The sequence below is a fragment of the Neisseria bergeri genome (assembly GCA_003044455.1).
GTDB lineage: Bacteria > Pseudomonadota > Gammaproteobacteria > Burkholderiales > Neisseriaceae > Neisseria > Neisseria bergeri.
On sequence record POWY01000001.1, the window covers coordinates 109571 to 124159 of the forward strand.

A 14589-nucleotide genomic window follows, 5' to 3' on the forward strand; every position below is an offset into this window, starting at 1 on the left:
AATCTGGAGAAACTTGAGAATGACTGCCCTGAAAACCACCCCATTTCATCAAGCCCATCAAGATGCAGGCGCGAAGCTGGTAGATTTTGTCGGCTGGGAGCTGCCCATCCATTATGGTTCACAAATCGCCGAACACGAAGCCGTGCGCACCGATGCTGGTATGTTCGACGTATCCCATATGCTCGTTACCGACGTCGCCGGAGCGAACGCCAAAGCCTTTTTCCGCAAACTGATTGCCAACGACGTTGCCAAACTTGCTTTCGTCGGCAAAGCCCTTTATTCCGCGCTGCTCAACGACAACGGCGGCGTGATTGACGACTTAATCGTTTACCGCACCAACGAAGCCGAAACCCAATACCGCATCGTGTCCAACGGCGCGACCCGCGAAAAAGACACGGCGCAATTCCACAAAGTTGGACAAGAGTTCGGCGTTGTCTTTAATCCGCGCTACGACCTCGGCATGCTCGCCGTGCAAGGTCCTAAAGCCATCAAAAAACTCCTGACCGTTAAACCCGAATGGGCGGATGTCGTCCACAACCTCAAACCGTTCCAAGGCGCGGATTTGGGCAACGATTGGTTTGTCGCCCGCACCGGCTATACCGGCGAAGACGGCGTCGAAGTGATTCTGCCGAGCACTGAAGCCGTCGCATTCTTCAAAGCCCTGCAAGCAGCAGGCGTACAGCCTTGCGGCCTCGGCGCACGTGACACCCTGCGCATGGAAGCTGGTATGAACCTCTACGGCAACGATATGGACGACAATACCAGCCCGCTCGAAGCAGGCATGGGTTGGACCGTTGACTTGAAAGACGAAAGCCGCGACTTCGTCGGCAAAGCAGCCTTGCTGGCATTGAAAGAAAAAGGTGTTGCCGTCAAACAAGTCGGTTTGCTGCTCGACAAAGGCGGCATCCTGCGCGCGCATATGGAAGTGTTGACCGACAAAGGCAAAGGCGAAACCACCAGCGGCGTATTCTCGCCCAGCCTGAAACAATCCATCGCCATCGCCCGCGTACCGAAAGATTTTGACGGCGATACCGCCAAAGTGCTGATGCGCGGCAAGGAAGTGGACGTGCGCATACTGAAGCTGCCGTTCGTCCGCAACGGTCAAAAACAGTTTGATTAATATCGGTTCAGACGGCATTTTCATTTCATATGCCGTCTGAAAGCAGGTTTTAATTGTTGTCCGATACGGACGTTTGTAGAAAGCCTTGAACAAGGTATCTGTGGATATTGATTTATACAGATGCCGTCTGAAAATAACCCCCTACCAATGGAGAATCAAACCATGAGCAACAACATCCCGGTCGAACTGAAATACGTTGCCAGCCATGAATGGCTGCGCCTTGAAGAAGACGGTACCATCACCGTCGGCATTACCCACCACGCGCAAGAGCTGTTGGGCGACATCGTGTTTGTCGAGCTGCCTGAAGTCGGCGCGAACCTTGCCGCCGAAGAACAAGCCGGTGTGGTTGAGTCTGTAAAAGCCGCATCTGACGTGTACGCGCCGGTTGCAGGCGAAGTCGTTGCCGTCAATGATGACTTGCCCAGCGCACCGGAAACTGCCAACAGCGACCCTTACGGCGCAGGCTGGTTCTTCAAAATCAAACCTGCCAATCCTGCCGATTACGACGGTCTTTTGACTGCCGAACAATACGCGGGCGAAGTAGATTAAACTGCCTGACGGCAACCGTCGGACAAACGGAAACTGCACCTTCAGACGGTATTTCTGCGGTCGGAGGTGCAGTTTTTTGTCCGTGTTTTAAGGAAGCAGTTAGGCTATAATAACGGCCTATATTCATCTTTACCGATTTTTTCATGCAACTTACCGCCGTCGGACTCAATCATCAAACCGCACCTTTAAGCATACGGGAAAAGCTGGCGTTTGCCGCCGCCACCCTGCCTGAAGCTGTCCGCAATCTTGCCCGAAGCAATGCGGCAACGGAGGCGGTAATCCTTTCTACCTGCAACCGCACCGAGCTTTACTGCGTCGGCGATTCGGAAGAAATCATCCGATGGCTTGCCGATTACCACAGTTTGCCGATTGAAGAAATCCGTCCGTATCTGTACACGCTGGATATGCAGGAAACCGTGCGCCATGCTTTCCGCGTCGCCTGCGGGCTGGATTCGATGGTGTTGGGCGAGCCGCAGATTTTGGGGCAGATTAAGGATGCGGTCAGAGTTGCTCAAGAGCAGGAAAGTATGGGTAAGAAACTCAATGCCCTGTTCCAAAAAACCTTTTCTGTTGCTAAAGAGGTCCGTACCGATACCGCTGTCGGCGAAAACTCGGTTTCCATGGCTTCAGCTTCCGTCAAATTGGCAGAGCAGATTTTCCCCGATATAGGCGACCTTAATGTTTTATTCATCGGTGCGGGTGAGATGATTGAGCTGGTTGCCACTTATTTTGCTGCTAAAAACCCCAGATTGATGACGGTTGCCAACCGGACGTTGGCGCGTGCACAGGAGTTATGCGACAAGCTCGGTGTTAACGCCGAACCGTGCCTGCTGTCCGATCTGCCTGCCATTCTGCACGATTACGACGTAGTGGTTTCTTCAACGGCGAGCCAGCTTCCGATAGTCGGCAAAGGTATGGTGGAGCGTGCATTGAAACAAAGGCAGAGTATGCCGTTGTTCATGCTTGATTTGGCAGTGCCGCGCGATATTGAAGCGGAAGTCGGCGATTTGAATGATGCCTATCTTTATACTGTGGACGATATGGTCAATATCGTCCAAAGCGGTAAGGAGGCAAGGCAGAAGGCCGCCGCCGCCGCCGAAACGCTGGTGTCCGAGAAGGTTGCCGAATTTGTCAGGCAGCAGCAGGGCAGGCAGAGTGTCCCCTTGATTAAAGCCTTGCGGGACGAGGGCGAAAAAGCGCGCAAACAGGTGTTGGAAAATGCGATGAAACAGCTTGCCAAAGGCGCAACGGCAGAAGAGGTTTTGGAAAGGCTGTCGATCCAACTGACCAACAAGCTGCTGCATTCGCCGACCCAAACCTTGAATAAGGCGGGGGAAGAAGATAAAGATTTGGTTCATGCCGTCGCGCAGATTTATCATTTGGACAAATAACGGTGCGCCGGGAAAAATGCCGTCTGAAGAGGTTTCAGACGGCATTTTTGTGCAGGCCGGCAACATCGTAAAATCCCACATTATATAGATGTAATCACAAAGTATTATCTTGTATGCGGATTGGTTTTAAGATTTGTAAACTTGACTTGCGTCAAAAAAATGCCGTTAGTTGATTCATATAATATCCATATTAAAGAGTATCGGTATATCGGTGATGGCTATGTCCTGTTTTTCAATCCGGCGTATGTCCGTGTTTCGGGCGCGGATAACGGCGTTTTTTGCCGCCTTTGTCTTTTTGACGGCGGCATTGCCCGCCTATGCGGAGCGTCTGCCTGATTTTTTGGCGAAAATCCAACCTTCGGAAATCTTCCCGGGAGCGGATCGTTACGGCAAGCCGGAAGGCAAGCCTATGGTCGCCCGCGTTTACAAAGGCGATGAGCAGCTCGGTTTGGTCTATATCACGACCGATGTGGTTAATACGCGCGGTTATTCGAGCAAGCCGATCGATACGCTGATGGCGTTGGCAAACGACGGCACGATAGCAGGGGCGAAACTGGTCGATCATCACGAGCCGATTATGCTGATCGGTATTCCGCAGTCGCGTGTCGATAAATTCATCGACAAATATATCGGTCTGAACTTTATTAAAAATCCGCCGACTCCGGGCGTGGCGCCGGGCGACATTATCAGCGGTGCGACTGTTACGCTGATGGTGATTAACGACAGTATCCAGCGTTCGTACAAGGTCATTGCCAACCAATACCGCTTGGGTTCGGATAAGGCTCTTCAGACGGCATCCGCTTCCGATGTTCAGGAAGCCGCGCCTGCGGTAAAAACCCGTCCGCGCCGTATGGCAAATCCCGACAAGCAGGATATTTTGTCTTGGGACGAACTTTTGAAACAAAAGGCCGTCGGCCATCTGCATATCACGCTCGATCAAATCAACAAGCTTTTTGAGAAAGGCGGCAAGGCCGGCGTGGCCGATCACGCCGAACAGGGCGATCCTGACGATACCTTTATTGATTTGTATGTTGCCTTGGTCAGCCAGCCTTCCATCGGTAAAAGCTTGCTGGGTGAGGACGGCTGGGCGCATCTGCAAAAACGGCTGAAGCCCGGGCAGCAGGCGGTTTTGGTTGCCGGAGAGGGCCGTTATTCTTGGAAAGGTTCGGGCTATGTGCGCGGCGGTATTTTCGACCGTATCGAGATGATTCAGGGGGAGAACAGCTTCCGTTTTACCGATGCCCAACACGAACGCGTCGTCGCACTGTCTGCCGCCGGTGCGCCGCGTTTTAAAGAAGTTTCTTGGTTTACCATCCCTGAAGGCGTAGAGTTTGACGGTGCGGAGCCGTGGCGGCTGCAATTGATGGTTCAGCGCGTATTGAGCGTGAACGATAAAGCCTTCGTTACCGCCGATTTGGATTACGAACTGCCCCAAGGTTATTACGTCGACGACCCTAAAGCGCCGCCCGTAGAAATCAGCGCGCCTGTCGAAGCCGTACCTGCCGCAGCATCCGATACCGCTTCAGACGGCATTGCCGAAGATGCGTCAGCTGAAAACGGTGTATCCAACCAATTATGGAAACAGATTTGGAAAGCGAAACAGGGGCAGATTATCGTTGTCGGCATTGCGCTGACCATCCTGCTTTTGGTATTCCTGTTCCAAGACTGGATTGTGCGTTACGAAAAATGGTACGACCGCTTCCGCCTCGCCTTTTTGACCTTCACGCTCTTCTATATCGGCTGGTATGCGCAGGCACAGCTTTCGGTCGTCAATACGCTGACGCTGTTTTCCGCCATCCTTACCGAATTTCATTGGGAATTTTTCCTGATGGATCCGATAGTGTTCATCCTTTGGCTGTTTACGGCTGCAACTATGCTGCTGTGGAACAGGGGGACGTTTTGCGGTTGGCTGTGTCCGTTCGGCTCATTGCAGGAATTGACCAACCGCATTGCCAAAAAACTGGGTGTGAAACAGATTATCGTGCCGCATATGCTGCATACCCGTTTAAGCGTCATCAAGTATCTGATTTTCTTCGGGCTTTTGGCAATTTCTCTGTATGATCTGGGTACGGCGGAAAAATTTGCAGAAGTCGAACCCTTCAAAACCGCGATTATCTTGAAATTTATGCGCGATTGGTGGTTTGTCGCCTTTGCCGTCGCCCTTTTGGTTGCAGGACTGTTTATCGAACGTTTCTTCTGCCGTTATCTGTGTCCTTTGGGTGCGGGCATCGCGCTGCCGGGCAGATTCCGCGTGTTCGACTGGCTGCGCCGCTACAAAATGTGCGGCAACCCCTGCCAAATCTGCACACACGAATGCCCTGTACAAGCGATTGCCCCGGAGGGAGATATCCATCCGAACGAATGTATCCAGTGCCTGCACTGCCAAGTCATGTACCACCACGATACGCGCTGCCCGCAAGTTGTGGCAGTGAATAAGAAAAAACAAAAACAGGCTGCTGCCAAATCAGGGGAATTGGAGGGTGTATCCAAGCAGCCGCAGGAACAGGTCGTTCATTTTGTCAAACCCGAAACGGCGCAACCTGAAAAATAAGCATCCGGAGGAAGCCTGAAGCCAAAGTGTCAGACGGGCAGGGCTTTCCCGGTAAAAGAACAAAATTTTTTCCCATCGGCTTGCCGTCTGAAAACCGGTTTGCCGTATTTTATCCAAGGAGTGTTGTATGTCAGACGAAAAATTAGAACAAAACGGCTTGAGCCGTCGTTCATTCTTAGGTACGGCCGCCGCTTCCGGTGCAGGTATTGCCGGTGCGGGTCTGTTGGGTTTGGCGGGTTGCTCTAAAAACGGCGAACCGGCTGCCGCTAACGCTTCCGGAGCGGCCCCCGTCGCCAAGGCGCAAGGGGAATCCAAACCGGGCCAACTGTCTTCCGAAGTCGGTCCGGGCGAACTCGATCAATATTACGGTTTCCTTTCCGGCGGCCAGTCCGGCGAGATGCGCCTGATCGGCCTGCCTTCTATGCGCGAACTGATGCGTATCCCCGTGTTCAATATGGACAGCGCGACCGGTTGGGGACGTACCAATGAGAGTTTGAAAGTCCTCAACGGCAATATTACCGAAGAAACCCGTAAATTCTTAAAAGACAGCGGTCTGCGCTGCTACCCCAACGGCGACCTTCACCACCCGCACCTGTCGTTTACCGACCAAACTTACGACGGCCGCTATGCCTATGCCAACGATAAGGCAAACAACCGCGTCTGCCGCGTGCGTCTGGATGTGATGAAGGCCGACAAAATCATCGACATCCCCAATGCCTCGGGTATCCACGGCCTGCGTCCGCAACGTTATCCGAAAACCGGTTATGTCTTTGCCAACGGCGAACATATTACCCCTGTCAGCGGTGTAGGCAAACTGGATGATGCGAAAACCTGGAATGCCGTTTATACCGCCATCGACGGCGAAACCATGGAAATCGCATGGCAGGTATTGGTTGACGGCAACCTGGACAACGGCGATGCCGACTACCAAGGCAAATATTCTTTTGCCACCTGCTACAACTCCGAGCGCGCGCTGACCGTGCAAGGTGCGTCTTCCAACGAACAGGACTGGTGCGTCGTTTTCGACTTGAAAGCCATCGAGGAAGGCATCAAAGCGGGCGACTTCAAAGAAGTGAACGGCGTGAAAATGCTGGACGGCCGCGCTGAAGCCAAATCCAAATACACGCGTTATATCCCTGTGCCGAACTCTCCGCACGGCTGTAACGCAAGCCCCGACGGCAAATACATTATGCTCAACGGCAAACTGTCTCCGACCGTTACCGTATTGGATGTCAGCAAACTGGACGATTTGTTTGCCGGCAAAATCAAAGAGCGCGATGTGGTCGTAGCCGAACCGCAACTGGGTCTCGGCCCCTTACACACTGCATTTGACGGTCGCGGCAATGCTTATACGACATTGTTTATCGACAGCCAAATGGTGAAATGGAATATCGACGACGCAATCAAAGCCTACAAAGGCGACAAAGTCGATCCGATCAAACAAAAACTCGACGTTCACTACCAACCGGGCCACAACCATACGACTATGGGCGAAACCAAAGAAGCCGACGGCCAATGGCTGGTGTCTTTGAACAAGTTTTCTAAAGACCGCTTCCTGAATGCCGGCCCGTTGAAACCCGAGTGCGACCAATTGATCGACATCTCCGGCGACGAAATGCGTCTGGTACACGATAATCCGACTTTTGCCGAACCGCACGACTTGTGTTTGGTTGCCGCGTCCAAACTGAACCCGGGCAAAACTTGGGACCGCAAAGACCCGTGGTTCTGGCAGGATGCTTTGGAACAGGCGAAAAAAGACGGTGTTGAGTTGGAAAAAGCCGCCAAAGTCGTACGCGAAGGCAACAAAGTACGCGTGTATATGACGGCCGTCGCGCCTGCTTACAGTATCCCGCAATTTGAAGTGAACCAAGGCGACGAAGTAACCGTTTACGTTACCAACGTCGAAACCATCGAGGATCTGACCCACGGTTTCACTTTGGAAGGCTACGGCATCGCTATGGAAATCGGTCCGCAAGCCACTTCTTCCGTAACCTTCAAAGCCGTCCGTCCGGGCGTGCACTGGTACTACTGCCAATGGTTCTGCCACGCCTTGCACATGGAAATGTCCGGTCAGATGATTGTTCATCCCAAATAATGCGGCCTGACGGCTGAATATGGAGAATGCCGTCTGAAGACAACCGGTCTTCAGACGGCATTTATAGCCAAACCGTTTGCCGTACCGTTTCAGGCGGTTTCGCTATAAAAACAGGCACATTTGAATGATGCTTTATTTTGTTCGGCCATACCGAACGAAACAGAGGGACACTATGCACACATCCGCGCTCCGTATATGGCTGAAGGCCGTGCTGATACTTGCCGCCGGCAGCATTTTTCAGACGGCACCGGCAGCCGTCGTCCACGTTTCCCCGCAAGACAACCTTGCCGAAATTTTTGCCCGTGCTCATGCGGGCGATACGCTCAAACTGGCTTCCGGCGTATATCAAACCAAACTTTATATCGACAAACCGATTACGATTGAAGGGCCTGCCGACCGTTCCGCAACCATCGAAGGGGACAGGAGCGGGCGTACCATAGCCGTACACGCGCCGGACGTAACGCTCCGCAACCTGACCGTTACCCGTTCCGGTATGAGCCTGCCGGCAATGGATGCCGGTATTTATCTCGAAGAAACCGCCCCGCGCGCCATGATCGAACACAACAATATTTTGGATAATTCGGTCGGCGTATATCTGCATGGTTCTGCCGATGCGATGGTGCGGGAGAATAAAATTGTCGGCGACGCGACTTTGCGCGTGAACGAGCGCGGCAACGGCGTTACCGTTTGGAACGCGCCCGGCGCGCAGGTCGTCGGCAACGACATTTCCAAAGGGCGGGACGGTATTTTTTCCAATACCAGCACGCACAACACCTATAAAAACAACCGTTTCAGCGATTTGCGTTTCGCCGTCCACTATATGTACACCAACGACAGCGAAGTCAGCGGCAATATTTCCGTGGGCAACAATATGGGCTATGTGCTGATGTTTTCCGAGCGGCTCAAAGTATTCGACAATATCGCCGTCGGCAGCCGCGACCAGGGCATTATGCTCAACTATGTCAACTATTCCGATATTCACGACAACATTATCAACAAGGCGGGCAAGTGCGTTTTTGCCTACAATGCCAACTACGATAAACTGTCCGCCAATCATTTTGAAAACTGTCAAATCGGCATACACTTTACCGCCGCCATCGAAGGCACGTCCCTGCATGACAATTCCTTTATCAACAACGAAAGCCAGGTCAAATACGTCAGCACGCGCTTTCTCGACTGGAGCGAAGGCGGACACGGCAACTATTGGAGCGACAACAGCGCGTTCGATTTGAACGGCGACGGCTTCGGCGACAGCGCGTACCGTCCCAACGGCATTATCGACCAAATCATCTGGCGCGCGCCCGTATCACGCCTCTTGATGAACAGCCCTGCAATCAGCATCGTCAAATGGGCGCAGGCGCAGTTTCCCGCCGTTTTGCCCGGAGGCGTGGTGGACAGCAAACCGCTGATGAAGCCTTATGCCCCCAAAATTCAAACCCGTTATCAGGCGATGAAGGACGAACTGCTCAAAGAAGCCGAAACGCGGCAGTCGGAATGGGGCAGGGCGGAAAACGGTTCTTTGAACTAGTCTGCTTCAGACGGCATCCGGATTCAAATGCCGTCTGAAAACACAAAAGGAACAACCATGACCACACATCATGTCGAATTGAGGAAGGTAACCAAACGCTTCGGGGCGCAAAAAGCCGTCAACCAAGTCGATTTGGTTTTGAAGGCAGGAGAAAGCGTCGGGCTTGCCGGACACAACGGCGCGGGCAAGTCCACCATTATGAAGCTGATACTCGGGCTGATTACCCCGACCGAAGGCGAAGTGATGCTTTTGGGCGAACGTACCGGCAGCAAAGCGGGGGCGCGGCTTCGCAGCCAAATCGGCTACCTGCCCGAAACTGTTGCGCTGCACCCTTCGCTGACCGGCATCGAAACGCTGGATTTTTACGCCAAACTTAAAAAACAGCCGCTCACGCAGAACCGGGGGCTGCTTGAGCGCGTCGGTATTTCACAGGCGGCACACCGCCGCGTCGGCACTTATTCTAAAGGTATGCGCCAACGCCTTGCCTTGGCACAAGCCCTGCTGGGCGAGCCCAAAGTCCTGCTGTTTGACGAACCGACAACCGGTCTTGACCCTGCATCAAGGCAAATGTTTTACGAAGTCGTGCGCGAACTCAACGGGCGCGGCGCGACCGTATTGCTCAGCACCCACGCCCTTGCCGAGTTGGACGGACACGCCGACCGCATTATCGTGATGAAAAACGGCGTTAAGGTTGCCGACGGCAGCATGGACGAATTGCACGTTCAAAGCGGACTGCCGCTGACCGTCAATATCCGCCTCAAAGCCCCGCGTACCCTGAGCGGACGCTGGCAGCCGCTTTCAGACGGCATTTCCTATCGGGCGCAATGTCAGGCGGAAGAACGTATGGAACTGTTGGGCGAATTGGGCAGTCTGTCCGACCTTGCCTATCTCGACATCCACACGCCGACGCTTGATGAAATGTATGCACAGTTCTTGAAAAGGGAGGACGTATGAACCCCGTTTGGATTATTACCGGAAAAGAAGTCCGCGACAGCCTGCGCAACCGTTGGGTGCTTGCCGCCGCCCTCTTGCTTGCCGCACTCGCCCTTTCTTTGGGTTTTCTCGGCAGCTCGCCCACCGGTTCGGTCAAGGTCGATCCGCTGACCGTTACTGTCGTCAGCCTGTCGAGCCTGTCTATTTTCCTGATTCCGCTGATTGCGATGCTGCTCTCATACGATGCACTGATTGGGGAGATTGAGCGCGGTACGATGGCGTTGCTGTTGAGTTATCCCATTTCGCGCAACCAAATCCTTGCCGGCAAGTTTGTCGGACACCTCATCATCCTCGCCCTTGCCACCACGGCAGGCTACGGATTGGCAGGCATTACGCTGCAACTTGCCAACGGCAGTTTCGACATCGCCGCTTGGAAACCCTTTGCCCTTCTGATTGCCGCCAGCGTGATTTTGGGTGCGGCTTTTCTGTCTATGGGCTACTTGATTAGTGCGAAAGTCAAAGAGCGGGGGACGGCGGCCGGTATTTCCATCGGTGTGTGGTTGTTTTTCGTCGTCATCTTCGATATGGCGCTTTTGGGTATTCTGGTTGCCGACTCGAAACAGGTTATCACCGCGCCTGTCGTTGAAACCGTGCTGCTGTTCAATCCTACCGACATTTACCGCCTGCTCAACCTGACCGGTTACGAAAATACGGCTATGTATGCGGGTATGGCGGGTTTGAGCGGACAAATCAGCCTGACCGTCCCCGTTTTGCTGACCGCGCAGGTTTTATGGGTTATCATTCCGCTTGTTTTGGCAGCCGGAATTTTTAGAAAGCGACAAATATGAAGAAAACCCTGTTGGCAATTGTTGCCGTTTTCGCCTTAAGTGCCTGCCGGCAGGCGGAAGAGGGGCCGCCGCCTTTACCCCAGCAGATTAGCGACCGTTCGGTCGGACACTATTGCAGTATGAACCTGACCGAACACAACGGCCCCAAAGCCCAGATTTTCTTGAACGGCAAACCCGATCAGCCCGTTTGGTTCTCTACCATCAAGCAGATGTTCGGCTATACCAAGCTGCCCGAAGAACCTAAAGGCATCCGCGTGATTTACGTTACCGATATGGGCAATGTTACCGATTGGACGAATCCCAATGCCGACACGGAGTGGATAGATGCGAAAAAAGCCTTTTACGTCATCGACAGCGGCTTTATCGGCGGTATGGGTGCGGAAGACGCGCTGCCGTTCGGCAAAAAGGAGCAGGCTGAAAAATTTGCAAAGGATAAAGGCGGCAAGGTTGTCGGTTTCGACGATATGCCCGATGCTTACATTTTCAAGTAAATCCAAACAGAAATGCCGTCTGAACGTTGAAGCCAAGGTTCAGACGGCATTTTTTATAGTGGATTAAATTTAAACCAGTACAGCGTTGCCTCGCCTTAGCTCAAAGAGAACGATTCTCTAAGGTGCTCAAGCACCAAGTGAATCGGTTCCGTACTATTTGTACTGTCTGCGGCTTCGTCGCCTTGTCATGATTTAAGTTTAATCCACTATATTATGGGTTCAAACGGGGCAGGTTTGAACAACGGCCCCATTCCTTATTCCTGACCGGGCGTAACGGCGGAATAAGGTTTACATCCCGCCGTAATTCGGCCCGCTCGCGCCTTCGGGACAAATCCAAGTGATGTTTTGCGTCGGGTCTTTGATGTCGCAGGTTTTGCAGTGAACGCAGTTGGCGGCGTTGATTTGCAGGCGCGGGCTGCCGTTTTCTTCGACGATTTCATACACACCGGCCGGACAATAGCGCGTTTCGGGCGAGGCGTATTCTTTGTAGTTCACGTCTATCATTGTTTGCGGATTTTTCAGCACCAAATGGTCGGGCTGGTTTTCTTCGTGCGCGAGATTGGCGAGGAAGACGCTGCTTAAGCGGTCGAAGGTCAACACGCCGTCGGGTTTCGGATAATCAATCGGCTTGCACGCGGCGGCTTTTTTGAGCTGCTCGTTGTCTTTACCGTGATGTTTCAAGGTCCACGGGGCTTTGCCTCTGAAAATCATTTGGTCGATGCCGGTATAGATTGAGCCGAGGTAAACGCCCCATTTGAATGACGGACGGACATTGCGCGCGGCGTAAAGCTCTTGATACAGCCAGCTTTGTTCAAAACGTTGTTGATAATCCGCCGCCTCTTTGTCGCTGTCGAAGTTTTCCACTTCTTCAAGGTTTTCCAACAAGGGGAATACGGCTTCGGCGGCGAGCATGGCAGATTTCATCGCGGTATGAATGCCTTTGATGCGCGGCATATTGAGGAAGCCCGCCGCGTCGCCGATTAAAACGCCGCCTTTGAACGAGAGCTTCGGCAGGCTTTGCAAACCGCCTTCAATCAGCGAACGCGCGCCGTAAGCGATGCGGCGGCCGCCTTCGAAGGTTTTGCGGATTTCGGGATGGGTTTTGAAACGTTGGAACTCTTCAAACGGCGACAGATACGGGTTTTGATAGTCCAAACCGACCACGAAACCGACGGCGACTTTGTTATCGTCAAAATGGTAAACAAACGCGCCGCCGTAGGTTTTGCTGTCCAGCGGCCAGCCCGCGCTGTGCACCACCAAGCCGGGTTGATGTTTTTCAGACGGCACTTCCCAAATTTCTTTGATGCCCAAGCCGTAAGTTTGCGGCTGGCTGTTTTGGTCGAGTTGGAAACGTTCGATGACTTGTTTGGAAAGCGAACCGCGACAACCTTCGGCAAACAGGGTTTGCTGCGCCCAAAGCTCCATGCCGGGCTGGAAACTGTCGGTCGGCTCGCCGTCTTTGCCCACGCCCATATTGCCGGTCGCAATGCCTTTGACCGAACCGTCTTCGTGATACAGTACTTCGGCAGCGGCAAAGCCCGGATAGATTTCCACGCCCATATTCTCCGCCTGCTCCGCCAACCAGCGCACAACTTCGCCCAAGCTGACGATGTAGTTGCCGTGATTGTCGAAATTGGGGGTAATGGGTAGATTGAACGCTTTTTTCTCGGTCAGGAATACAACCCTGTCCTTCGTCACTGTGCGTGTCAGCGGAGCGCCTTTTTCTTTCCAATCAGGAATCAGCTCATTCAGCGCAATCGGGTCAATGACCGCGCCCGCCAGCGAATGTGCACCCGCCTCCGAACCTTTCTCCACCACGCAAACGCTGATTTCGCGCCCGTTCTGTTCGGCAAGCTGCTTGAGTTTGATGGCGGCGGACAAACCCGACGGGCCTGCGCCGACAATCACGACATCGTATTGCATACTGTCGCGGGTGATGGATTCTGTCATGGCGGTTCCTATGATTTATTATCGATTATAAAACGGGCAATTATACAACGCAGACAGTTGCTTACCAAATAAAACAATGCCGTCTGAAATAGCTTCTCAGGCATTCAGACGGCATTTGCCCCCATATGGTCAAAGATATTTTTTATCCGGCAGTTGCGTAAAGAGGCTGTCATATTCTTTCTTCAGTTCAGGGATATTTTTGACAATTCTGCCAACTTTATCGAATTCAATCAGTAGGATTTGACGGACAGTTTCTGCGTATCTTGAATCGGTCTGCCTTTCCATCAGCGGTACGAGGTAGGTAAGCAGATTGTGAAGGTAATCGGTCAGCCTGTGGTCGGGTAGGGCGGTTGTCAGACTTCCTTCTCTGCGGTGGTAAATAAAAAAGGGAATATCAACCTCCAAGACTTTTCCGCCTGCAATCAGAAATTCAGAGATGAAAACCATATCTTCCCCAAAACGCATACCGTTGCGATAGGTAACACCCGTAGCGACAAGGTGGCGACGGTCAATCATAAAGCACATATTGTGTAGAGGCCAGTGATGAGGCAGACTCTGCATCAATATCCCCTGCATAGATGAGATTTTCCCATTGTGCTGTTCTTTAAATTGAAAAACGGGCTTACACCTCAACATATTTTTCCCCTCTTCATAAGGAGGACGGAGATATACGCCTTTAATCGCTTGAAGTCCGTTATCTTGAGCAAGTCTTGCCCACAAACCGAAATCTATGGGGTAAAGTTCGTCATCGGGGTCTAAGAACATGATGAAATCCCCCGTTGCAAGTTTTAATCCGGCATTGCGTGCCGCCGCCACGCCCCTGTTTTGGCTGCTGACAACGGTAATAAAGGGATATTGGTGCATATATTTCGCCAGAATTTCCGCACTGCCATCTGTCGAACCGTCATCTATCAAAATAATTTCTTTGCGTACCGTTTGAAGCAATATGCTTTCGAGCGCGCGGGGGATATAGGGTGCAACATTATATACGGGCAGGATGAAGCTGATACTGGGTAGATTATCGGAGGTTGCTTTATCGTTGGAGTACATCTGAATCCTTAATTTGTTGTAAAAGGCGAAGTATGCAGATGGGCAACTTTAGGATATGGTCTGCATACAAAATCCAAAATGCC

The 14589-nt window shown here is 52.6% G+C and carries 11 protein-coding genes and 1 pseudogene; 9 read left to right on the plus strand and 3 right to left on the minus strand.

What is annotated here, in order from left to right; genetic code table 11:
* Window positions 1-19: 19 nt before the first annotated feature.
* The 9 genes from gcvT to DBY86_RS00665 all read left to right on the plus strand — a co-directional run bounded on the left by gcvT (window position 20) and on the right by DBY86_RS00665 (window position 11506).
* Window positions 20-1120: a glycine cleavage system aminomethyltransferase GcvT gene (gcvT, locus tag DBY86_RS00620; protein WP_107818520.1), complete on the plus strand. Its 1101-nt coding sequence runs from the start codon at window positions 20-22 to the stop codon at window positions 1118-1120.
* A 162-nt stretch (window positions 1121-1282) separates the two neighbouring features.
* Window positions 1283-1669 carry a glycine cleavage system protein GcvH gene (gene gcvH / locus DBY86_RS00625; protein WP_021439899.1) on the plus strand — a complete coding sequence of 129 codons (387 nt, stop codon included), beginning with the start codon at window positions 1283-1285 and terminating at the stop codon, window positions 1667-1669.
* Between the two features lie 143 nt (window positions 1670-1812).
* Window positions 1813-3060: a glutamyl-tRNA reductase gene (gene hemA / locus DBY86_RS00630; RefSeq protein ID WP_107818521.1), complete on the plus strand. Its 1248-nt coding sequence runs from the start codon at window positions 1813-1815 to the stop codon at window positions 3058-3060.
* Between the two features lie 244 nt (window positions 3061-3304).
* Entirely contained in the window at window positions 3305-5611 is a 2307-nt protein-coding gene (locus DBY86_RS00640; RefSeq protein WP_234403344.1) for a NosR/NirI family protein, read from the plus strand.
* Window positions 5612-5738: 127 nt separating this feature from the next.
* Complete coding sequence (gene nosZ / locus DBY86_RS00645; RefSeq protein WP_003712466.1) at window positions 5739-7706, plus strand: TAT-dependent nitrous-oxide reductase; 1968 nt, start codon at window positions 5739-5741, stop codon at window positions 7704-7706.
* Window positions 7707-7878: 172 nt separating this feature from the next.
* A complete protein-coding gene (locus DBY86_RS00650) occupies window positions 7879-9234 on the plus strand; it encodes a right-handed parallel beta-helix repeat-containing protein (protein WP_107818523.1) in 1356 nt (451 codons plus the stop codon).
* A 57-nt stretch (window positions 9235-9291) separates the two neighbouring features.
* Entirely contained in the window at window positions 9292-10188 is an 897-nt protein-coding gene (locus DBY86_RS00655) for an ABC transporter ATP-binding protein (RefSeq protein ID WP_199901022.1), read from the plus strand.
* A complete protein-coding gene (locus DBY86_RS00660; protein ID WP_003709598.1) occupies window positions 10185-11015 on the plus strand; it encodes an ABC transporter permease in 831 nt (276 codons plus the stop codon). Before DBY86_RS00655 ends, DBY86_RS00660 begins: the two co-directional genes overlap by 4 nt.
* Window positions 11012-11506 carry a nitrous oxide reductase accessory protein NosL gene (locus DBY86_RS00665; protein ID WP_107818525.1) on the plus strand — a complete coding sequence of 165 codons (495 nt, stop codon included), beginning with the start codon at window positions 11012-11014 and terminating at the stop codon, window positions 11504-11506. The genes DBY86_RS00660 and DBY86_RS00665 overlap by 4 nt, the downstream gene beginning before the upstream one ends.
* A gap of 148 nt (window positions 11507-11654) precedes the next feature.
* Here DBY86_RS00665 and DBY86_RS13230 read toward each other — a convergent pair.
* From DBY86_RS13230 to DBY86_RS00680, 3 genes and pseudogenes are all read right to left on the minus strand, one after another.
* A pseudogene (locus DBY86_RS13230) lies at window positions 11655-11717 on the minus strand (transposase); the annotation flags it as partial.
* A gap of 77 nt (window positions 11718-11794) precedes the next feature.
* Window positions 11795-13456 carry an electron transfer flavoprotein-ubiquinone oxidoreductase gene (locus tag DBY86_RS00675; RefSeq protein WP_107818526.1) on the minus strand — a complete coding sequence of 554 codons (1662 nt, stop codon included), beginning with the start codon at window positions 13454-13456 and terminating at the stop codon, window positions 11795-11797.
* 129 nt (window positions 13457-13585) lie between these two features.
* A complete protein-coding gene (locus DBY86_RS00680; protein ID WP_107818527.1) occupies window positions 13586-14506 on the minus strand; it encodes a glycosyltransferase family 2 protein in 921 nt (306 codons plus the stop codon).
* Window positions 14507-14589 lie beyond the last annotated feature (83 nt).